The 20,500-nt window shown below is 66.1% G+C and carries 21 protein-coding genes; 16 read left to right on the top strand and 5 right to left on the bottom strand.

The window, feature by feature from the left end; genetic code table 11:
- Positions 1-56: 56 nt before the first annotated feature.
- The 4 genes from ACWDTF_RS07545 (at position 57) to ACWDTF_RS07560 (ending at position 5,340) form a co-directional block, all read left to right on the top strand.
- Complete coding sequence (locus ACWDTF_RS07545) at positions 57-917, top strand: metal ABC transporter permease (RefSeq protein WP_240856865.1); 861 nt, start codon at positions 57-59, stop codon at positions 915-917.
- Between the two features lie 158 nt (positions 918-1,075).
- On the top strand, positions 1,076-2,917 hold the full coding sequence (locus tag ACWDTF_RS07550; protein ID WP_449754196.1) for an ABC transporter ATP-binding protein: 1,842 nt from the start codon (positions 1,076-1,078) through the stop codon (positions 2,915-2,917).
- Positions 2,914-4,674 carry an ABC transporter ATP-binding protein gene (locus tag ACWDTF_RS07555; RefSeq protein ID WP_449754197.1) on the top strand — a complete coding sequence of 587 codons (1,761 nt, stop codon included), beginning with the start codon at positions 2,914-2,916 and terminating at the stop codon, positions 4,672-4,674. Before ACWDTF_RS07550 ends, ACWDTF_RS07555 begins: the two co-directional genes overlap by 4 nt.
- 9 nt (positions 4,675-4,683) lie before the next feature.
- Positions 4,684-5,340 carry a TetR/AcrR family transcriptional regulator gene (locus ACWDTF_RS07560; protein ID WP_240856828.1) on the top strand — a complete coding sequence of 219 codons (657 nt, stop codon included), beginning with the start codon at positions 4,684-4,686 and terminating at the stop codon, positions 5,338-5,340.
- Between the two features lie 56 nt (positions 5,341-5,396).
- Here the strand turns inward: ACWDTF_RS07560 and ACWDTF_RS07565 are convergent, their stop codons facing one another.
- Entirely contained in the window at positions 5,397-5,873 is a 477-nt protein-coding gene (locus ACWDTF_RS07565) for an NUDIX domain-containing protein (RefSeq protein ID WP_240856827.1), read from the bottom strand.
- A 75-nt stretch (positions 5,874-5,948) separates the two neighbouring features.
- Between ACWDTF_RS07565 and ACWDTF_RS07570 the strand changes: the two genes are divergently transcribed.
- The 5 genes from ACWDTF_RS07570 to rsgA all read left to right on the top strand — a co-directional run bounded on the left by ACWDTF_RS07570 (position 5,949) and on the right by rsgA (position 10,896).
- Positions 5,949-7,643 (top strand): nucleobase:cation symporter-2 family protein, encoded by a 1,695-nt coding sequence (locus tag ACWDTF_RS07570; RefSeq protein WP_240856826.1) that lies wholly within the window; start codon positions 5,949-5,951, stop codon positions 7,641-7,643.
- 63 nt (positions 7,644-7,706) lie between these two features.
- A complete protein-coding gene (locus ACWDTF_RS07575) occupies positions 7,707-7,961 on the top strand; it encodes a hypothetical protein (RefSeq protein ID WP_240856825.1) in 255 nt (84 codons plus the stop codon).
- A gap of 12 nt (positions 7,962-7,973) precedes the next feature.
- Positions 7,974-8,354: a VOC family protein gene (locus ACWDTF_RS07580; protein WP_240856824.1), complete on the top strand. Its 381-nt coding sequence runs from the start codon at positions 7,974-7,976 to the stop codon at positions 8,352-8,354.
- Between the two features lie 24 nt (positions 8,355-8,378).
- On the top strand, positions 8,379-9,644 hold the full coding sequence (aroA, locus tag ACWDTF_RS07585) for a 3-phosphoshikimate 1-carboxyvinyltransferase (protein WP_449754198.1): 1,266 nt from the start codon (positions 8,379-8,381) through the stop codon (positions 9,642-9,644).
- Between the two features lie 232 nt (positions 9,645-9,876).
- A complete protein-coding gene (rsgA, locus tag ACWDTF_RS07590; protein WP_240856822.1) occupies positions 9,877-10,896 on the top strand; it encodes a ribosome small subunit-dependent GTPase A in 1,020 nt (339 codons plus the stop codon).
- Here rsgA and ACWDTF_RS07595 read toward each other — a convergent pair.
- The 4 genes from ACWDTF_RS07595 to ACWDTF_RS07610 form a co-directional block, all read right to left on the bottom strand.
- Positions 10,883-12,085, bottom strand: coding sequence for a protein kinase domain-containing protein (locus ACWDTF_RS07595; protein WP_449754199.1), 1,203 nt, complete (start codon positions 12,083-12,085; stop codon positions 10,883-10,885). The genes rsgA and ACWDTF_RS07595 overlap by 14 nt on opposite strands.
- Positions 12,043-12,351, bottom strand: coding sequence for a hypothetical protein (locus ACWDTF_RS07600; protein WP_449754200.1), 309 nt, complete (start codon positions 12,349-12,351; stop codon positions 12,043-12,045). The genes ACWDTF_RS07595 and ACWDTF_RS07600 overlap by 43 nt, the downstream gene beginning before the upstream one ends.
- A 232-nt stretch (positions 12,352-12,583) precedes the next feature.
- Positions 12,584-13,327, bottom strand: a complete 744-nt coding sequence (locus tag ACWDTF_RS07605; protein WP_240856820.1) for a GntR family transcriptional regulator — start codon at positions 13,325-13,327, stop codon at positions 12,584-12,586.
- Between the two features lie 34 nt (positions 13,328-13,361).
- Positions 13,362-14,381 (bottom strand): LacI family DNA-binding transcriptional regulator, encoded by a 1,020-nt coding sequence (locus tag ACWDTF_RS07610; RefSeq protein WP_240856819.1) that lies wholly within the window; start codon positions 14,379-14,381, stop codon positions 13,362-13,364.
- A 105-nt stretch (positions 14,382-14,486) separates the two neighbouring features.
- Here ACWDTF_RS07610 and ACWDTF_RS07615 point away from each other — a divergent pair, with 105 nt between their 5' ends.
- From ACWDTF_RS07615 to ACWDTF_RS07645, 7 genes are all read left to right on the top strand, one after another.
- Positions 14,487-15,674 carry a phytanoyl-CoA dioxygenase family protein gene (locus ACWDTF_RS07615; protein ID WP_240856818.1) on the top strand — a complete coding sequence of 396 codons (1,188 nt, stop codon included), beginning with the start codon at positions 14,487-14,489 and terminating at the stop codon, positions 15,672-15,674.
- Complete coding sequence (locus ACWDTF_RS07620; protein WP_240856817.1) at positions 15,674-16,462, top strand: SDR family oxidoreductase; 789 nt, start codon at positions 15,674-15,676, stop codon at positions 16,460-16,462. Before ACWDTF_RS07615 ends, ACWDTF_RS07620 begins: the two co-directional genes overlap by 1 nt.
- The gene (locus tag ACWDTF_RS07625; protein WP_449754201.1) at positions 16,462-17,502 is read left to right on the top strand and encodes a Gfo/Idh/MocA family protein; all 1,041 of its coding nucleotides are present in this window, start codon (positions 16,462-16,464) and stop codon (positions 17,500-17,502) included. Before ACWDTF_RS07620 ends, ACWDTF_RS07625 begins: the two co-directional genes overlap by 1 nt.
- Positions 17,499-18,404 (top strand): sugar phosphate isomerase/epimerase family protein, encoded by a 906-nt coding sequence (locus tag ACWDTF_RS07630; RefSeq protein ID WP_449754202.1) that lies wholly within the window; start codon positions 17,499-17,501, stop codon positions 18,402-18,404. Before ACWDTF_RS07625 ends, ACWDTF_RS07630 begins: the two co-directional genes overlap by 4 nt.
- A complete protein-coding gene (locus ACWDTF_RS07635; RefSeq protein ID WP_240856814.1) occupies positions 18,401-19,381 on the top strand; it encodes a Gfo/Idh/MocA family protein in 981 nt (326 codons plus the stop codon). The genes ACWDTF_RS07630 and ACWDTF_RS07635 overlap by 4 nt, the downstream gene beginning before the upstream one ends.
- Positions 19,382-19,596: 215 nt before the next feature.
- Positions 19,597-19,923, top strand: a complete 327-nt coding sequence (locus tag ACWDTF_RS07640) for a type IV toxin-antitoxin system AbiEi family antitoxin domain-containing protein (RefSeq protein WP_355278175.1) — start codon at positions 19,597-19,599, stop codon at positions 19,921-19,923.
- A 14-nt stretch (positions 19,924-19,937) separates the two neighbouring features.
- Positions 19,938-20,465, top strand: a complete 528-nt coding sequence (locus tag ACWDTF_RS07645) for an endonuclease domain-containing protein (RefSeq protein ID WP_240856812.1) — start codon at positions 19,938-19,940, stop codon at positions 20,463-20,465.
- Positions 20,466-20,500: the final 35 nt, after the last annotated feature.

Below are 20,500 nucleotides of genomic sequence, written 5' to 3' on the forward strand. Positions count from 1 at the left end.
CAACTCTGGCCATCGGGTACCAGTCCAACTGGTGGGACATCCTCACATCACCGTTCATGCAGAACGCGCTCGTCGGCGGCATTCTCGTCGCCCTGGCGGCCGGACTGGTGGGCTACTTCACCGTCGTCCGCAACACCTCGTTCGCCGCGCACGCACTCGCGCACATCGGTCTTCCCGGCGCCACCGGGGCAGTCCTCATCGGGGTTCCGGTCACGTTGGGGCTCGGCGCCTTCTGTATCGGTGGCGCACTCGTCATCGGCTTCCTCGGTAAGAAGGCCGGCGAACGCGAGGTGATCACCGGCACCGTGCTGGCCTTCGCAACCGGGCTCGGACTGTTCTTCAATTCGCTGGCCACCAAGAGTTCGTCGACGATGACCAACGTCTTGTTCGGCAACCTGCTGGCCATCTCGAATCAGCAGCTGCTCGCCTTCACCGCCATGCTCGCCGTTCTCGCGGTGTGTATCGGATTCGTCTATCGGCCGCTGCTGTACACCTCGGTGAATCCGGGAGTGGCTGAAGCCAAAGGTGTTCCGATCCGTACGTTGTCGATTCTGTTCATGGCCCTGCTGGGTCTGGCGGTGACGATGGCGGTACAGGCCGTGGGCACTCTTCTGCTGTTTGCTCTCGTGGTCACCCCGGCCGCAACGGCGATCATGCTCACTCCCCGGCCGGCCCGGGCAATGGCAATCTCGACGCTCATCAGCGTTGTCGCCGTCGGCGCAGGTCTGACACTGTCCGCGATGTACAACATGCCGCCGAGCTTCCTCATCGTTTCGATCGTCTGCGCGTTCTGGTTGATCGTCTGGGTGAGCAGCAAACGTGTTCGCGCCACGGCACAGGCACTCGACGACACGGCGCCGCCCAGCCACGGCACCCAGACGCACACGACACCTGCCGGGACCTCCTCCGCTCCCTGACGGTGCTCGAGGCGCGAGGCGTCGCATCTCGCAGCGGAGGGGCTTCGACACTCGCAATTCGCCCTCGTGCTCGACCCGGACGACTCCTAAACTGAAGCCCATTCACAAATGAGTATGGTTACCCTAAGTTCCATTCTCTCCTACGTTCGGGAGCGTCCATGACGACGGCTACATCTTCACCGACCGACCAGTCGGACGAGCACGGCCTCGAGCCCGATCCGGCCGAGGAGCACAAGGCACAACAGAAGGCGGACGCTCGGGCTCTCAAGGACCTGATGAAACCGGTTGCGGGACAACTCGCGATCGGCCGGATTCTCGCCGTGATCTCCGGCATCCTCGCGGTATTCCCCTATGTCGCACTGGTGCACATCGGCGACGTGCTGCTCGACGCCTACAACACGGGCACCGCAGTCGACCGCGACGAAGTCGAATGCTGGATTCGAATCCTGGTGATCACCTTCGCCTTACGACTGTTTGTCTACCTGATCGCGCTGCTCGTCACGCATTTCGCCGACGTCAAGCTCGGTCACGTCATCCAGCTGCGACTGGTGCGTAGATTCGCGCGGGTACCTCTCGCGTGGTTCACTTCCACCAACTCGGGGCGAGTGCGCAAGGGCCTGCAGGACGACATCGGAACCATCCACCAGCTCATCGCCCACCAGCCGGTCGACGGCACCATGGCCATCGTGATGCCGCTGGCCTTGATGGTCTACAGCTTCGTCATCGACTGGCGCCTGGGCCTGTTGGCCATCGCCACTCTCCCGCTGTACGTCGGCGCGATGAGCTTGTCCATGCGCGGGATGGGCGGCAAGACCGCCGAGATGGATCAGCGCCTGTCGACGGTCTCGGCCCGCATGGTCGAGTTCGTCACCGGGATCGCCGTGGTGAAGGCCTTTGGGCGCGTGGGACGTTCGCACCGCAACTATCAGGACGCCGCCGACGAGTTCTACGATTTCTACTCCGAGTGGGTCAAGCCGCTGATCCGGGTGTCCGCACTCGGGATGTCGTTCCTCGCAGTTCCGTTGATCCTGGTCATCAACATCGGGATCGGTTCGATCCTCGTACACAACGGCATCGTATCCACGGCCGATGTGCTCGCGACGTCGCTCATCGCCCTGCTGATCCCCTACGCACTCGAGACCCTGATGCACTCGATGTGGTCACAGCAGATCGCCGGCGCGTCGGCGCTGCGACTCGTCGACTTGGCCAACACTCCGATCCTCCCCAGCGCAGACGAGACAGTGCCCCACGAATTACGTTCACATGAAGTGACATTCGACCACGTGAGCTACTCCTACGGCACCGGCCCAGACGCGATCCTCGCCGTGGACGACGTGAGCTTCACGTTGCCGGAGGGCACCGTCACCGCCCTCATCGGACCGTCAGGCTCAGGAAAGTCCACGATCGCGACCCTTCTCGCCCGCTTCGACGACCCGCGATCGGGAACCATCAGCATCGGCGGCGTCCCGATCGCCCACCTGCCCGACCTCTATTCCAGGGTGGGTTTTGTGCTGCAAGACGCTCAACTCCTCAACATCAGCATCCGCGACAACATCAGCCTGGGTCGGCCGCATGCCACCGACGACGAGGTACGACGAGCGGCCGGCGCCGCCCGTATCCTCGACGAGATCGAGTCTCTTCCACACGGATTCGACACGGTGTACGGTGCCGACTCCGGCTTGTCCGGAGGCCAGGCACAGCGCATCGCGATCGCCCGCGCCGTCCTCGTCGACGCACCGATCCTCATCCTCGATGAGGCGACCGCGCTGACCGACCCGGAGTCCGAACACCAGATCCAGCAAGCACTGTCGACGCTCGCGCATGGCCGAACGGTTCTGGTGATCGCCCACCGCCCCGAGGTCATCAAGGGGGTCGACCAGATCATCGTCGTCAACGACGGCCACGTGACAGCGATCGGCAAACACGAAGAGCTCCAGGACAATCCCGACTATGCGCGGCTGTGGAAACTCACCGGCGCGGCGAAGCGAGTTCAGAAATGACCACACTCCCCCTCATCGACATCGTCCCGCGCATGAAGCGCATGGTCTCGCATCCGGAAAACATGCGGCCTGCCATCGCCGGGAGCATCATCGTCGGCCTGGTTGAGGGCGTTGCGCTCGCGGCGCTGCTCCCCACCATCACCACGCTGGCGCAGGGCACCCCGGTCTGGGGCATGGGCCTCGCCGGCTGGCTCTGGGTACTCGGCATTCTCTCCGTCGTCGGCTTTGGCCTACACTACTTCTCGGAGAGCGCGAATTACGCAGTCGCGCTGGACTTCCTGCGGAGTCTGCACCGGCTGGTCGGCGACCAGGTGGCCAAGCAACCACTCGGTTGGTTCGCACGGCCGGCGGCCGGGGCGCTGTCCCGGATGGTGTCGTCGGAGTTGATGTCGGCCGGCGAGATCTTTGCGCACATGTTCGGGCCGCTCGTGTCTCGCAGCACCGCTGCGTTCGTGATCATCGTCGCCGCCTGGTTCTGGGATCCGACTCTCGGACTCATTCTGACCGTTGCGGTTCCGGTGTTCGTGCTCATCACCCTGGCGTCGACGGCGCTGATGCGCAAAGGACGCGCCATTCACGATCCGCAGGAAGTGAATTTGGCCAATCGAGTGGTGGAGTACGCCCAATGCCAGGGCGCACTCCGGTCCTGCGATCGGAGCGACGATTACCGGCCCCTGAGTCAAGCCCTCGACGACACCTACAAAGCAAAGACCAAAGGCTTGTGGCTCGAAACAGTGGGAATGTTGCTGAGCGGCATGGTGACCCAAGGTGTGATCGTTGTCCTGATCACGGTGACCGGGTCACTCGCCATCGACGGCTCGCTGGAACCCATTCCGGCACTGGCCTTCATCGGACTCGCACTCCGATTCACCTCGACGGTCTCGGCCATCACCACCAGTGCAATGGCGCTCGAATCGCGCTGCCCCCTCCTCGACGGCCTCGACGAGGTGCTGACCGCGACGCCGCTTCCCGAACCGAACACGACTGTCGCACTGACCAAGCCGGGAACCGTCGAACTCGATGACGTCACCTTCACCTACCCCGGCGCATCCGCACCCGCGCTGCGCAACGTCTCGATGACCGTTCCCGCCGGGTCGATGGTGGCCCTCGTCGGACCGTCGGGTGGCGGCAAGACGACCATCGCCCGCGTCATCAGCCGCTTCTACGACGTCGACACCGGGCGTGTGCTGGTCGGCGGGGTGCCCGTCACCGAACAGACCACCGAACAACTGATGGGCCAGCTGTCGATGGTGTTCCAGGACGTCTACCTCTTCGACGACACCCTCGAGGCCAACGTCCGAGTGGGCCGAGCGGACGCGACCGACGCCGAGGTCCGCGAGGCGGCCGACCTCGCGGGCGTCACCGAGATCGCCGCCCGCCTGCCCGACGGCTGGAATACGCAAGTGGGAGAAGGCGGCCGAGGGCTGTCGGGCGGCGAACGTCAGCGTGTGGCGATCGCGCGGGCACTGCTCAAGCAAGCGCCGATCGTCCTCCTCGACGAAGCGACGTCGGCACTCGACATCGAGAACGAAGCCAATATCGTCGCCGCCGTCGAGCGATTGCGCGCACAGGCCACGGTGATCATCATCGCCCATCGCCTGGCGACCATCGCCGGCGCAGACACGATCATCGCCCTCGACGCCGAGGGCCGCGTCGAAGCGCAGGGCAGACACGAGGAACTGATCGCCACCGACGGGACATACGCCCGGTTCTGGCATCGACTCGAGAGCGCACAAGGCTGGCAGCTGACGAATTAGAATCTGCGTATGCGTCAGAGCAACGTCGACGGCAACGCACGGACGGTGGGCAAGAAGGCCGGCCGCAAGCCGGCTTTCACCGAAGCCGACGTCGTCACCGCTGCGCTCGACGAGGGAATCGACAGGTTCACGTTGTCGGCTGTCGCACAACGGCTCGGCGTGGTCACCCCGGCGATCTACCGGCTGTTCGACTCTCGCGAACAGGTCGTCGTGGCATGCCTGGACCGCGCCGCCGCCAGTATCCGGTTGCCCGCGGACGAACCGGATTGGCATGCGGTGCTCAAACTCTGGGCCGACGAGTGCTGGCGGGTGTGCGAGAATTTTCCGGGCCTCGAACGCGTGGTCTACGACTACGCACCCGCCTTCACCCGGATCGAGGAGATCCTGGCGGAATACTCACGACGCATCACCGCGTACGGCAAGACTCCCGGTCAGGCGATGTTCGCACTCGATTTCATCGGCGACACCGTCTTCGCCTGCCACCTTTCCGTGGAGTCGATGCGCACCGTGGATGACAGCGGCACAACGGGATTGGACCGGGTGAAAGCGGCCGTGAGCACCCACTCGGTCATCGAACCCCGGGAGTCCTGGCGCGAGCGGGGGGTGGTCGACCTGAAGGTCGACTTCATCCTGATGGGACTCGAGCATCGCTGGCCGGAGATCTGAATCCACCCTCGACCCCACGGTCGTTCGGCGGTACCGATCACTCTTGATGGCAATCATCATCGACTGGCCAGGAGGTCGAGGAGGCGGTCGACGAACGCGGCCTGGGCCGGGTTCAGTTTGCGCCGGGCGGTGTCCGGTGACATCCATTCGGCACGGTCGATCTCGGGGAAGCTCTGCATCTGCCCCGACCGTGGCGGCCACACCATCTCGAAGGTGTTGCTCCGAACCGTCGTGACGTCGAGATCGCCTTCGACCCCGAAAGCGACGACGACCTTGCCCGATTTCAGCGTCACCTCCCCGAGATCGATGTGGCCTCCGTCGGGCACCGAGCTGCCGATCTCCTCGGCGAACTCACGGCGGGCGGTCTCCCAGGCCGACTCGTCGGGCTCGACCAGCCCCTTCGGAATCGACCACGCGCCGTCGTCCTTGCGCGCCCAGAGCGGTCCGCCCGGGTGCGCGACGAGAACGTCGACTCCGTCGTCGGATCGCCGATAGAGGAGGATGCCCGCGCTGCGCTTCGAACCATGTGCCATGGATATATTTTCACGGAAACACCGACGACACACGAATGCGGCAGTACCGAAATGTCCGAATCGTAGACACTGTGCATGGCGGTTCTCGACACGATCAAGCACGGCAAAGAAGCCCAGCATCCGGTGGATGACATTCCGCCTCTGGTCAAACTTCTGCCGCTCGGCATCCAGCACGTGCTGGCGATGTACGCGGGCGCGGTCGCCGTCCCGCTCATCGTCGGCGGCGCGATGGTCAGCGCAGGCAAACTCGAGCAGGGCGACATCGTCCACCTGATCACCGCCGACCTCTTCGTCGCCGGTATCGCGACGATCCTGCAGGCGGTCGGCTTCTGGCGATTCGGCGTCCGACTCCCCCTCATGCAGGGCGTCACCTTCGCCGCCGTAGGACCGATGATCACCATCGGGATGAACCACGGCGTGACCGCCATCTATGGGTCGGTGATCGCGTCGGGTGTCTTCATGATCGCCGCCGCACCCATCGTCGGCAGACTGATCAGATTCTTCCCGCCGCTGGTCACGGGCACGATCATCCTCATCATCGGCGTATCCCTGATGCGCGTCGCGGCCGGCTGGTTCGGCGGCGGAACCAACGAGGGCGAGGACTTCGGCGCACCCAAGGCCATCGCCTTCGGCTTCCTGACGCTGGCCATCATCATCGCGCTCGAGATGTTCGCTCCCCCGACGATCAAGCGGGTGTCGGTGCTCGTCGGCCTGGTGCTCGGCACGCTGATCTCGCTGCCCTTCGGCATGGCCGACTGGGATGGTGTCGGCGAGTCGGCGTGGGTGGCCGTTCCGCAGCCGTTCCAATTCGGTGTGCCGTCCTTCGAGCTCAGCTCGATCATCTCGCTGATCATCGTGGCGCTGGTGATCATGACGGAGACCACCGGCGACATCGTCGCGGTCGGCGAGATCGTCGACAAGAAGATCACCCCCCAGAAGCTGGCCGACGGTATGCGTGCCGACGGTCTCGGTACCGTCATCGGCGGCGTGTTCAACACCTTCCCGTACACCGCGTTCGCCCAGAACGTCGGGCTGGTCGCGATCACCGGCGTCAAGACCCGGCACGTCGCCACCTGCGCCGGCGTCATTCTGGTGGGTCTCGGGCTGCTGCCGAAGGTGGCCGCGATCGTGGAGGGCATTCCGCTCCCCGTGCTCGGCGGCGCGGGCGTCGCACTGTTCGGCATGGTCGCCGCGAGTGGCGTGCGAACCCTCTCCAAGGTGAAGTTCAACAACACCAACATCCTGGTCGTCGCCATCTCGGTGGGTGTCGCGATGCTGACCGAGGCCAAGCTGTACTACACCGACCGCAGCAGCGGCGAGGCGGTCAACGTCTCGCTCGACCTCTACCACCAGTTCCCCGACTGGTTCCAGACGATCTTCCATTCGGGTATCTCAGCGGGTGCGATCACCGCCATTCTGCTCAACCTGCTGTTGAACACCCGGAGCACATCGGCCGACCCGCTGGACTATCACAACACCGGCGAGATCGAGGTGGCCGGCGATCCAGTGGGCATCGCCGCCTCCGACGCACCCCGCGGCGCGGCCTTCGACCCCCGCGACGCCCTGGCCGCGGCCGACCCCGACACCCCACCCGAGACGCTACGCGTCCTCGCCGAACACGACGCCGGACTACACCGGTTCATCGTCACCAATCCCAATGCGCCACAGGACCTGTGTGACTGGATCAAGAGTCTCGGCGACCCCAAGGTGACTCAAGTGTTCGACGTCTGGGACGGCCGGACCGACGGGCAGTTCTCGCGCCGGGAGTGATCGGGCACCGTCGACGTTGGGCGGAACGCGGCTGGCCCTCCCGATCCACCGTATCGTTGAACCATGTCTCCCAGCCCAGAGCATGTCCCTACCGAACCGAGCCCGAACAATCCGGCCGCCGAGGATCCGACCGACGACCCGGACATCCCGCACGACTACCCGCACGAATCGGCATTCGCGTTCGGCGACGCCAAGCCGATCGGCGAGACCGACCGGATCGCCCGCGAGAAGGCGATCTACGAGGCTGCGCGTCACGGGAACGACCTCAACCGGGGACACGCGCTCGGCGGTACCGACGGGACCACCGAAGGGCAGTAGACAATAACCGTCGTGGAGGTTCTGTCCAGCCGTGTGCTTCTGCGCTCCGGTGACCCCGAGCGACTTCAGCACTTCTATCGCAACCAACTGCGGCTCGCCGTTGCCCGTGTCTACCCCGGAGGCATGGTCTTCCATGCCGGGAACGGGCTGATCGAGGTACCCGGGCACATGTCCGACGATGTCGGCCCGGCAACCGACGCCGTGCTCTGGCTGCAGGTCCGCGACGCGCAGGCATGCGAACGTGAACTGCGAGCCAACGGGGTCGCCATCTCCCGCGAACCGGTGACCGAGCCGTGGGGACTGATCGAGATGCACATCGAGGACCCGGACGGCAGGCTGTTGATCGTCGTCGAGGTGCCCGACGACCACCCGCTGCGCCGCGACACCCGGTGATAGACACATGACAGACTTGTCGCCATGAGCACTTGGATCGCACCGGTGGCGCCGACCCGGCTCGACGCGACGGTCGAACTGCCCGGCTCGAAGTCCATCACCAACCGTGCGCTCGTCCTTGCCGCTCTCGCCGACGGACCGTCGACCATTCGCGGAACGCTGCGTAGTCGCGACACGAACTTGATGCTCGGCGCGCTCACGGCGCTGGGAGTGGGCGTGCGCGTCGACCCGGCGCAGGAGACGACGGTGTCGATCGAACCGGCACCGCTGCATGCCGCCGACATCTACTGCGGACTCGCCGGCACGGTGATGCGATTCCTGCCGCCGGTGGCCGCTCTCGCAGACGGACCGGTCACCTTCGACGGCGACGAGCAGGCCCGCACCCGACCGCAGACCACCATCCTCGACGCACTGCGCGGACTCGGCGTGGGCGTCGAGGGCGACGCCTTGCCGTTCACCGTCGACGGTGCGGGAACAGTGCGGGGCGGCGAGGTCACCATCGACGCATCCGGATCGTCGCAGTTCGTGTCCGGTCTGCTGCTGTCCGGGGCCCGGTTCGACGACGGCCTGATGATCCGCCACGTCGGCGCGCCTGTACCGAGCACACCGCACATCGACATGACCGTCGACATGCTCGCCACCGCGGGTGTCACCGTGAACACCAGTGAGCCGAACACATGGCGGGTGGCGCCGGGGAGGATCGCCGCCGTCGACTGGACGGTCGAGCCCGACCTCTCCAACGCGGCCGCTTTCCTCGCCGCGGCCGCGGTCACCGGCGGCACCGTGCGCGTACCGTACTGGCCCGCGGTCACCACCCAGCCCGGCGCTCGCATCGCCGACATCCTCGCCGCGATGGGCTGCACCGTCGAACTGATCGACGGCACACTGTCCGTGCAGGGCCCGCAACGACTTTCGGCCGTATCGCTGGATCTGCGGGACATCGGCGAGCTCACCCCGACGATCGCGGCGCTCTGTGCGGTGGCCGACGGCGACTCCGAGCTGACCGGGATCGCCCACCTGCGCGGACACGAAACCGACCGGCTGGCCGCACTGACCACCGAGATCACGCGGCTCGGCGGCATCTGCACCGAGACCGACGACGGCCTCCAGATCACCGGGACCACTCTGCACGGCGGAACCTGGGAGTCCTACGCCGACCACCGGATGGCCACCGCGGGCGCGATCATCGGCCTCGTCACCCAGGGCGTCACCGTCGACGACATCGAAACCACCACCAAAACCCTCCCCGACTTCCCCGGCATGTGGCAGCAGATGATCGGGCACCCGTGACCCGCCCCCCGCTGCCTGAGGTGCGAGGAGCGCTAGCCGCCGGGTTGAGGAGCGACGAGCGAGCGCAGCGAGTCCGGCGCGTCTCGAAACCGACGAGCCTCGAAGGCCTCGCAACACTTCCTCGCCAGCCCTTCGAGGCTCGCAAGCTCGCTCCTCAGGGAGCGGAAACGGCTCGCAAGCTCGCTCCTCAGGGAGCGGAAACGGCTGGCAAGCGCAACGCGACGGTCCGCCCTTGACCCGCCGCGCGGCCAGCTACGACGAGTCCGACGTCCGGGTTCGTCCCGGTAAGGGCAGTCGGCCGCGCACCAAGCAACGTCCCACGCACGACGACGCAGCCGACGCGATGGTGGTGTCGGTGGATCGTGGCAGATGGGGATGTGTCCTGGGCGGCGACCCCGACCGTCACCTCGTGACCATGCGCGCCCGCGAACTCGGCCGCACACCGATCGTGGTGGGCGACAACGTTTCTGTGGTGGGCGATCTGTCCGGAAAGCCCGACACCCTTGCCCGGATCGTCCGTGTCGCCGAACGCTCCACCATCTTGCGACGCACCGCCGACGACTCCGACCCGTACGAGCGGATCGTCGTCGCCAACGCCGACCAACTCCTCATCGTCACCGCCATGGCCGATCCCCCACCTCGCACCGGATTCGTCGAAAGAGCGCTCGCCGCAGCCTATGTCGGCGGTCTCGCACCCATCTTGTGCCTGACCAAATCCGACCTCGCCGACCCCACCGAGTTCACCGCCGCCTTCGCCGACCTCGACCTGCCGATTGTCCGGGCCGGCCGAGACGACCCGCTCGACGACATCCTCACCATCTTGGACGGCCACCTCACCGCGCTCATCGGACACTCGGGTGTCGGCAAGTCGACATTGGTTAACCGTCTTGTGCCCGAGGCAGATAGAGCAACGGGCGTGGTGTCGGGTGTCGGCAAGGGACGGCACACGTCGACCCAGTCGGTCGCTCTCGCATTGCCTGGTGACGAGTTGCCCCGCACCTGGGTCGTCGACACCCCAGGTATCCGGTCGTTCGGACTCGCGCACGTCACCCCCGACGACATCGTCGACGCCTTCGACGATCTCCGCGACGCCATCGAGGACTGTCCGCGCGGCTGCACCCATCTCGGCCCACCCGCTGACCCGGAGTGTGCGCTCGATCTGCTCGAAGGCCACTCACACCGACGTGCAATGGCGGTGCGGCAGTTGCTCGTTGCCGTCACCACCGGCGTCGAATCTCCTAGCGAATCGTGAACGTCACCGGCTCCGCGTCGATCCCGTCCACGCTCGCGACCGCGCGATAGGTTCCGGGAACCAGATCTTGCCGTGGCTGTGTGCAGGTCAACTCGCTCGTCTTGAGCGACCACTTGTATCCGACGGCGGGCGCGTACTGGTGTGGTGCGATCACCACGACCCGAGTGCCCTTCTCCGGACTGCAATCCCGGCTTCCCCACTGCCGCTCTCCGGCGGCCGACGTCACGACGATCTCGGTCGCCGAGACACCGATGTCGAGCGGGCACGGGGTGTCGGCGTCGTTGCGGATCCGCCAGGCGAACATCATGCGATCACCCACCCGGAACGCCGGCTTGCTGGCGACCAGGGTCATCGTCGTCGTCTCCGGGGAACAGTGCCCGTTCGCGCGTGCGGCCACCGATGTCGTCGCCGACGTGGTGTCCGGTGCAGCTGCCGATGCCGCGTGCGCCGACTCCGAGTCAGACCTCCACCACAGGGTGGCCGCGACGACCCCGAGGACCGCGACGATCGCGACACCCGTGACGATGCCGACGACGATCTTCGCTGTCGATCTCGGGGCCGGCGTATCGGTCAGCTGCGCGGCGTGTGTGATCACTTCTCCCGGAAGCGTTTCCGCGGACTGTGCCGAACTCGCCTCGAGCGCCCGGGTCAGCGCACGCGCGAAGTCGGTGACGGTGGAGAATCGATGGGCCGGGTCTTTCGCGAGCGCCCGTTCGAGGACGGCGTCGACTCCCACGTATCCGGTTCCGAGAACCGCACTCGCCTTCGGCGCAGGTTTCGTGATGTGGGCAAGCATCAACGCCGCTGGCGTCGGTTCGGAGAAGGGTGCCCGTCCGCACAGCAGTTCATACGTCGTGCAGGCCAGCGAGTACTGATCCGAACGCGGGCTGGCCTCGCCGCCGTCGAGCACCTCGGGTGCCGCATAGGCGAGCGTTCCGATGAACGCGCCCGACGTCGTCGCTCCCGGCACATCGACGAGTCGCGCGATCCCGAAGTCCACCACGACCACCCGGCTGATGCGACCACTGTCGTCACGTCGCACGATCACATTGGCAGGCTTGATGTCGCGGTGAATGACGCCGCGACCATGGGCGTAGTCCAGCGCATCGGCAACCGACGCAACGACCGCGCCGATGTCGTGTGCATTCAGCACAGCAGCGGAAAGGTCCTGCCCAGCCAGGAAGGCCATGGTGAAGAACGGAGTGCCCTCGGCGACACCGTAGTGGTGGACGGTGACGATGCCGGGTGGTCCAGACCCGCGGCGGCTCGCGCCTCGTTCACGAATCGGCGCTCGAACTCGGCGCTGTTCGAACCCCCGACCGAGATCACCTTCAGTGCCTCACACCGATGAAGCTGCGCGTTCTCGACCAGGTAGACGGCGCCCATGCCCCCGCTGCCCAGAATGTCGAGCACGCGGTAACCGGCGAAATCCGCACCAATGTTCAGCAAGGTCACCCCCAACCGTCCTGCACCAAACGGACCTCAGCCTAACCGGTACGGCTCTTTGTCTCTTCGCCACCTGCGCGTCCCCTCCCGTCCGACTGGGCGCGCCCACCCCCGACGCCCCTCCCGCCGGCCGAGGTGCGAGCCTGCGAACCTCGCCCCTGGTGAGAGGACATTGTCGTCTCACCAGCCCTTCGAGGCTCGTCGCTTGCGCTCCTCACACCTCAGGGAGCGGATGGGGCCATCAGCGGTCGACGACGGTCGTTTCAAAGAAGTACCGGTCGGCGCGGTAGGCGTGGCGCCCGACCTCGACGACGCGTCCGGCGTCGTCGAACGCCGTGCGTTGCATGGTCAGCAGCGGTGCGCCGACCTCTTCGCCGAGCAGTGCGGCCTCGTCGGCGTCGGCGGCCTTGGCGCCGATCCGCTGGCGAGCAAGTCGAATGTGTACACCCCGGGCGCGGAGTCCCTTGTAGAGACCACCGTCTTCGAGTTCCCCTGCGGGCGGACAGATGTCGGCGGGCAGGTGGTTGGTCATCACGGCCAGCGGTTCTCCGCCTGCACTGCGGAGACGTTTGATGGTGACCGCTTCGCCATCGACCGGCAGCGCCAGATCCTGGCGCAATTCCTCGTCCGGGATGCCGATGCGGTATTCGAGCAACTGCGTGGCCGGATGCATACCGGCGGTGCTCAGGTCGTCGAACAGGCTCGTCAGTTCCACCGAACGGTGCACGGGACTCTGCACCACCTGGGTCCCGACCCCCCGCTTGCGTACGACGACGCCCTTGTCGACGAGTTCTTGTATGGCCTGACGAATGGTCGGGCGGGACAGCTTGAGCCGTTTGGCGAGATCGAGTTCGTTCTCCAGCCGGTCACCGGGGCGCAGGTCACCGCTGACGATGGCAGACTCGAAAGCCTGCGCGAGCTGGTGATACAGCGGCACCGGAGTCGACCGGTCGAGCTCCACGGCCAACTGCGTCGTCTCGGACATGCCTGTCATTATGTCATAACAAACTATGTTTGTGTCAGTACTCCGGGATGTTGTGTGGCGTGATCACCGCGATCGCCGATCGCCGCGGCCGAAACTCCGGGATGGCGCCGTGATGACTCATCACCACCTGGGCCATCGCCCGCATGTCCGATCGCAGGTCGTGATGCAGGATCGCACTCAGATGACCACTGGCGAGCAAGGTGCGGTTCATGTCGCTGAGGTCGTGCCCCAGAAACACCTCGCACGCGCGATCCGACGCCGCAAACGCGTCGACGATGCCACGATTTCCACCACCGATCGAATAGACCGCCACGATGCCCGGATGCTTGTCGAGCGCGGTGTCGACGAGGCGTCGGCACGTCGCGTCGAGACCGTCGGAGTTGGACACCGCGACCACCGTGCGACCCGGGTCGTGAACCCGCAGCGCCTCACGGAAGCCCTGCTCGCGCAGCCCCTCGCCCTCAAAGGTCGCACCGCTGGTGATCACCAGGACATCGCCCGCCACGTGCCGCAGCCAGCGCGACATCAGGTAGGCCGCCGTGGCTCCGACCGCCCGATTGTCCATGCCCACGTAGGCAATGCGAGTACTGCGCACGACGTCGGTGACCAGCGTGATCACCGGGATCCGCTGCGCAGTCAGGCGTCGGATCGCGTCCTCGATCTCGGGTACGTCCGGCGCTTTGAGGACCACCGCATGGCTGCCGCGCCGTCCGATGGCGTCGAGTTCGTCGACCATCGACGCCACCTCCCACCGCTCGCGCACGTGATAGCGCGCACGCATGACCGCCGGGCGCAGTGCGGGCAGTTCGGCCTCGAGGGCGTCGGTGACCAGCCGCGAGAACTGGCGTGGCGTGTCCATCACGAGGTCGATGAGGAACTGTCGGCCCGAGAGCCGCAGCTGGGTGCGTTGCCGATCGAGGTCGGCAATGGCCTGCTCGACCTGCCGCACCGTCACCTCGCGCACGCCTGGCCGGCCGTGCAGGACGCGATCGACCGTCGCATCGCTGACGCCCGCCTGCCGCGCGATCTCGCGCACCGGATACCGATGTGGCATGCCGCACTCCTGAGGGATTCTTGATGGATATTCCTTCTTGTCCAGACAATAGGATATTGTGATCCTGATCTCGACACCTTCAGTGCCGAGAGGAAGACCAGACTGATGAGCACCCAGCAGATCACCCCCGCCCGCGCCGATCGCATCACCGCCGAGGAATGCCGGATCGACGACTTCATCGCGCTCACCGACCGCACCACCGACCTCGCCGACTACCCATTCGCGGCGAGCACCGAGCGCGGCGTCCTCTTCTACGACGCCGCGGCGGTCACCGGGACCGACGATCGCACCCGCGCGCAGATCTCCGACGAACTCGCCCGCGCACTCCTCGCCGGACCCGGCATCGTCGTCTTCGCCGGAGCGTTCGGCGACGCTCACGCACTGCGCGAAACCACCGGTGTCTTCAGCGAGATCATCGCCGACCAGCACGCCGCCGGGATGGCGGGCGGCGACCATTTCGCCAAGCCGGGCGCCAACGATCGCATCTGGAACGCGCTGCAGAAGTTCGCGCAACGCGCACCTGAGCTCTACAGCCGCTACTACGCCAACGACGTCCTCGCGCTGATCAGCGAGGCGTGGCTGGGCCCGATGTATCAGGTCACGTCACAGGTCAACGTCGTCAATCCCGGTGGTGCCGCACAGAATCCGCACCGTGACTACCACCTGGGCTTCATGTCGACCGACACCGCCGCCCGATTCCGCGCCCACATCCACCGGCTCTCTCCCGCGCTCACGCTGCAGGGTGCGGTCGCGCACGTCGACATGCCCATCGAGTCCGGCCCGACCATGTACCTGCCGTATTCGCAGACCTACGAGCCCGGCTACCTGGCGTTCAATCTGCCCGATTTCCGTGAGCATTTCGCCCGCAACTACGTGCAGCTGCCGCTGTCGGCGGGCGACGCGGTGTTCTTCAATCCCGCCCTCTTCCATGGCGCCGGCCACAATGTGTCCAGTGACATCAGGCGGATGGCGAACCTGCTGCAGATCTCGTCGGCCTTCGGGCGGGCGATGGACGCCGTCGACCGCTCGGCGATGCTGCGGGCTCTCTACCCCGCTCTGCGAAAGTTGTCGGCGACCGGTGACCACCGCGCCGTTGCCAACGTGATCGCCTCGGCGGCAGAGGGTTACGCATTCCCGACCAACCTCGACATCGACGCCCCGATCACCGGACTCGCCGGCGAGACGCAGGCCGAACTCGTCGCACGTTGCCTCGCAGGCGATGTCACCGCCGAACGATTCGACGCCGAACTCACCGCACTCGACACCCGTCACGACCCGAACGGAGCGCACTGATGACCTTTTCGACGACGAACGCTCTGGCCGGCAAGGTCCTGCTGGTCAGTGGCGGCACGCAGGGCGTCGGCGCCGCGATCGTGCGGGCAGGCGCAGCGGCTGGGGCGTCGGTGATGTTCACCGGCCGCAATGCGGAGAAGGGCAAGGCGCTGGTCGCCGAACTCGACGGCGAAACGCCCGTCCGGTTCACGCAGACCGACCTGACCGATCCGGCCGCGGCGTCGGACTCGGTGGCGGCGACCATCGCCGAGTTCGGTCGCATCGACTGCCTGTGCAATGCCGCCGGCGCCACCAGTCGCGGCAGCCTGCTCGACACCACGCCCGAGCTCTTCGATCATCACGTCGCACTCAACATGCGCGCGCCGTTCTTCACCATGCAGGCGGCTGTGCGCGACATGGTCGACCGCGGCGCGTCGGGCTCCATCGTGAACATCATCACGATGTCGTCGTACGGCGGACAGCCTTTCCTCGCACCGTATTCCGCGTCGAAGGCGGGGTTGGTGGGTTTGACGAAGAACGCCGCCCACGCCCACCGCTGGGACCGCGTCCGGATCAACGGACTCAACATCGGCTGGACCGAAACCGAGGGCGAGGCCGACATCCAGAAGCGTTTCCACGGCGGTGACGACACGTGGGTCGAGAAGGCGAACGCGTCGGTGCCGATGGGCAAGCTCGGCCAGCCCGACGAGATCGCCGACTTCGTGGTGCTGCTGTTGTCGGACCACAGCGGCGTGGTCACCGGTTCGGTGATCGACTGGGATCAGATCGTGATGGGAGCGGTGGACTGATGGGATTGCGCATCGGCGTTGTCGGCCTCGGCCGGATCGGCGCCTTCCACACCGGCATCCTCGCCGGCCTCCCCGAGGTCGACGAACTGGTGATCACCGACGCCGTACCGGCCGCGGTCGACGCAGCGGCCGCCGCTTTCCCGACGGCACGTGCCGTCGCCGACATCGACGCGGTGCTCGACGCCGACGTCGACGCTGTGATCGTCGCGACCGCCACACCCACTCACGCGCCGTTCATCGAAAAGTCAGTCGCCGCAAATACTCCCGTCTTCTGCGAGAAGCCGATCGCCATGTCTGCGGAGGAGTCGGCCGACGTCGCCCGACGCATCGCAGGCTCCGAGGTGCTGGTCGCCATCGGCTACAACCGGCGTTTCGACCCGGCCTTCAGCGCCGCGCGTGCCGCCGTCGCATCGGGCGAACTCGGCTTCATCACGACGGCCCGCTCGACGACCCTCGACCCCGCACCGCCACCCATGGCGTATATCGCCGGCTCGGGCGGCATCTTCCGCGACTGTGCGGTCCACGACTTCGACACTCTCCGTTGGGTGTTGGACGACGAAGTCGAGACAGTGTTCGCCACCGGCACCAACCAGGGCGACCCCGCCTTCAGCGAGTACGACGACGTCGACTCGGCCACGGCGGTACTGACTTTCGCGTCGGGAACCATGGGGATCGTGTCCGCGAGCCGGTACAACGGTCGCGGCTACGATTGCCGTCTCGAAGTCCACGGCAGCGAGGATTCCGTTGCCGCCGGCTGGGATGACGGCACTCCGATGCGCACCACCGACCCTGCGGTCACGTTCCCGTCCGGCACCCCGCACGGCTTCTTCATGGACCGATTCGCCGAAGCCTACCGGCGTGAACTGACCGCGTTCTGCCACGCCGTCACCGACGACACACCCGGCCCAGTCCGGCTCTGCAGCGTCGATGACGCCCTCGCGGTCGCCGTGATCGCCGACGCCGCAACACTTTCCCTCACCGAACGCCGACCCGTAGAAACCGCCGAGGTCGACCCTCGACTCACAAGGACACTCCCATGACCAACTCCGCTGTGACCGCTACCCAGCTCCGTGTGGCCGGCGCCCCCATCTCCTGGGGTGTCTGCGAAGTCCCCGGCTGGGGCCACCAACTGCCGCCAGAGCGCGTCTTCGGTGAGATGCACGAGCTCGGCATGACCTCCGCCGAGACCGGGCCCGAGGGCTTTCTGCCCACCGATCCCGTCGAACTGCGAGATGCGCTGGCCGCGTACGGCCTCGGATGTGTCGGCTCGTTTGTGCCCGTCGTGCTGCACGACGCCGCAGCCGACCCGCTCGACGACGTCGCGCCGGCACTCGACCGCATCGTCACCAGCGGCGGAGACGTCCTCGTGGTCGCCGCCGCCACGGGCGTCGACGGATACGACTCGCGCCCCGACCTCACCGAGGAACAGTGGGACACGTTGCTGCGCAACCTCGATCGCATCGACGACATGGCCGCCGAGCGTGGCATCGTCGCCGCCCTGCATCCGCATGTGGGCACCATGATCGAGCAGCACGACGAGGTCTTCCGGGTCATCGACGGATCGAAGATCGGACTCTGCCTCGACACCGGACACCTCCTCATCGGCGGCACCGATCCGCTGGAAGTGGCTCGCACAGTACCGGATCGCATCCGGCACGCCCACCTCAAGGACGTGCGCGTCGACCTGGCCAAGCGTGTCCAGAACGGCGAACTCACCTACACCGAGGCCGTCGGGCAGGGCATGTACGTGCCGCTCGGCGCCGGTGAGGCCCAGATCGGACAGGTCGTCGCGACCCTCGTCGACTCCGGCTACCGCGGTTGGTACGTCCTCGAGCAGGACACCATCCTGACCTCCGAGAACGACGGTGACGCCGCAGCCGGCGATGTCGCTGTGTCCCTGGCTTTTCTGCGTAAGGCCACGCAGCGTCCGGTGCGCGTATGAACCCGCTACGCATCGGCGTGCTGGGCGCGTCGCGCATCGCCGAGTCCGCCATCATCGGTCCGGCACACACGCTGGGTCATCGTCTGGTCGCGGTCGCCGCGCGCGATCGTGACCGGGCGCAGGCCTTCGCCGACAAGTACGACGTCGAGCGGGTCCACGACGACTACCAAAGCCTCATCGACGATCCCGAGATCGAGATGATCTACAACCCGCTCGCGAACTCGCTGCACGCGCCGTGGAATCGGGCGGCGATCGAAGCCGGAAAGTCGGTGCTCACCGAGAAGCCATTCGCCCGCAACGCGATCGAGGCGGCCGCGGTACGCGATATGGCGCAGCAACCGGGCACTGTGGTGATGGAGGCCTTCCACTACCTGTTCCACCCGATGATGCACCGCACCTTCGAACTCCTCGACGCCGGCACGATCGGCGAAATCCGCCACGTCGAGATCACCATGGGGATGCCCGAACCCGGACCCGACGACCCGCGCTGGCGCTACGACCTCGCCGGCGGCGCCATCATGGACCTCGGCTGCTACGGCCTGCACCTGTTCCGGCAACTCGGCCGCTACTGCGGTGGTTCGCCGAACATCACCGGCGCACGCGCCCTGCTGCGGGACGACCAGATCGATGAAGCGTGCTCGATAAACGTCCAATATCCGAGCGGCGCATCGGGATTCAACACGAACTCGATGGTGTCAGGCGAGTACGAGTTCGCCTGCCACATCATCGGCGCCGAGGGTGCACTACTCCTGCACGACTTCCTCGGCCCCAACCGCGACGACCGCCTGGCCGTCACCACCACCGAACGCACCGTCATCGAGAACGTCGGCACCCGCTCGACCTACACCTACCAGCTCGAAGCGTTCGCGTCGGCCGTGCGTGACGGCACACCCCTACCCATCGGCATCGACGACGCCATCGAGAACATGCGTTACATCGACGCCGCCTACCGTGCCGCGGGACTCGACCCCCGCTGAGGGCACCATCCGCTCCCCGAGCCTGAATCCGCGGAGAACCCCTTCCGCTCCCTGAGGTGCGAGCGAAGCGAGCCTCGAAGGGCCAGGTGAGACAACGATGTCCGCGACCACCCCACGTTCCGTATGAAGTTGTGCCCGGAATCCGGGCACAACATCATACTGGTCAATTCGAACCATCGACGGAACCGGTTCGGCGCCGGCTGCGTCAGACTTTCATGGACATCAACGAATTGTCCGCACGACGCGACGGTGTCTTCACGACACAGGAAGCTCGCGAGTGTGGTGTAAGTGCCTCGACCATCTCTCGCAAAGTGCGCTCGGGTGCCTGGAAAGTTGTCGCTCGAGGCGTGTACATCGCTGCCGGACACTTGCGGTCGGCTCGAGCGCAAGCGCGCATCGCTGTGCTGTCGGTCCACACCCAAGCGGCACTCGGCGGGTTGCCGCTGCGTGGTGGCTTGGGTTCCACGACAAGGAACCCCGCAAGCACCTCGTGTTCACCAAGACTCGCGGGGCACACGCCCGATCGTCTGCCACTGCTGTAATCCAATACTGCGTCTTGCTCGACCAGGATGTTGTCGTCCACGACGGATTGCGGACCACGTCGGCCGCACTCACGGTGCTCGACGCCTCCATCGAGCTGGGGATCGCGGTCATCGACCGAGCATTGCTGTCCGGGCGAGTGTCGGTGGAGGATCTCGAGGCCGCGCACGCTCGCTATCCGAGGCGGCACGGCGCGACACGCGTCGCAACCTACCTGCGTCTCTTGGGGGACGGCGCACGGTCTGAAGCGGAGCGCCTCACGGTCAAGCTGTTCAATGCAGCCGGGATTGTTGGCTGGGTTGCGAACTTGCCTGTCGGTGGGTACGTGGTCGACTTTGCTTTCCCCGAGCTCAAGGTAGGTGTCGAGATCGACGGTCTCGCCTTCCACAGCGATGACACGTCCTTCCAGCGAGACCGCACCAAACGCAACGCGCTCACCGACGCGGGATGGACCATGTTCAATTACACCTACGGAGACGTCGTCGATCGCGCTGCTCACGTCGCAGAGCAGGTCAACAATGCGATCAAACGAGACGCGGCTTGATCAGTATGAAGTTGTGCCCGGATTCCGGGCACAAC

The organism is Gordonia sp. NPDC003422, from assembly GCF_053588675.1.

Bases quoted from the DNA above. Each gene is read 5' to 3' on its own strand.
- ACWDTF_RS07545 (WP_240856865.1), top strand. From the start codon at position 57: ATGCAGAACGCGCTCGTCGGCGGCATTCTCGTCGCCCTGGCGGCCGGA.
- ACWDTF_RS07550 (WP_449754196.1), top strand. From the start codon at position 1,076: ATGACGACGGCTACATCTTCACCGACCGACCAGTCGGACGAGCACGGC.
- ACWDTF_RS07555 (WP_449754197.1), top strand. From the start codon at position 2,914: ATGACCACACTCCCCCTCATCGACATCGTCCCGCGCATGAAGCGCATG.
- ACWDTF_RS07560 (WP_240856828.1), top strand. From the start codon at position 4,684: ATGCGTCAGAGCAACGTCGACGGCAACGCACGGACGGTGGGCAAGAAG.
- ACWDTF_RS07565 (WP_240856827.1), bottom strand. From the start codon at position 5,873: ATGGCACATGGTTCGAAGCGCAGCGCGGGCATCCTCCTCTATCGGCGA.
- ACWDTF_RS07570 (WP_240856826.1), top strand. From the start codon at position 5,949: ATGGCGGTTCTCGACACGATCAAGCACGGCAAAGAAGCCCAGCATCCG.
- ACWDTF_RS07575 (WP_240856825.1), top strand. From the start codon at position 7,707: ATGTCTCCCAGCCCAGAGCATGTCCCTACCGAACCGAGCCCGAACAAT.
- aroA (WP_449754198.1), top strand. From the start codon at position 8,379: ATGAGCACTTGGATCGCACCGGTGGCGCCGACCCGGCTCGACGCGACG.
- ACWDTF_RS07595 (WP_449754199.1), bottom strand. From the start codon at position 12,085: ATGGCCTTCCTGGCTGGGCAGGACCTTTCCGCTGCTGTGCTGAATGCA.
- ACWDTF_RS07605 (WP_240856820.1), bottom strand. From the start codon at position 13,327: ATGTCCGAGACGACGCAGTTGGCCGTGGAGCTCGACCGGTCGACTCCG.
- ACWDTF_RS07610 (WP_240856819.1), bottom strand. From the start codon at position 14,381: ATGCCACATCGGTATCCGGTGCGCGAGATCGCGCGGCAGGCGGGCGTC.
- ACWDTF_RS07615 (WP_240856818.1), top strand. From the start codon at position 14,487: ATGAGCACCCAGCAGATCACCCCCGCCCGCGCCGATCGCATCACCGCC.
- ACWDTF_RS07620 (WP_240856817.1), top strand. From the start codon at position 15,674: ATGACCTTTTCGACGACGAACGCTCTGGCCGGCAAGGTCCTGCTGGTC.
- ACWDTF_RS07625 (WP_449754201.1), top strand. From the start codon at position 16,462: ATGGGATTGCGCATCGGCGTTGTCGGCCTCGGCCGGATCGGCGCCTTC.
- ACWDTF_RS07630 (WP_449754202.1), top strand. From the start codon at position 17,499: ATGACCAACTCCGCTGTGACCGCTACCCAGCTCCGTGTGGCCGGCGCC.
- ACWDTF_RS07635 (WP_240856814.1), top strand. From the start codon at position 18,401: ATGAACCCGCTACGCATCGGCGTGCTGGGCGCGTCGCGCATCGCCGAG.
- ACWDTF_RS07640 (WP_355278175.1), top strand. From the start codon at position 19,597: ATGGACATCAACGAATTGTCCGCACGACGCGACGGTGTCTTCACGACA.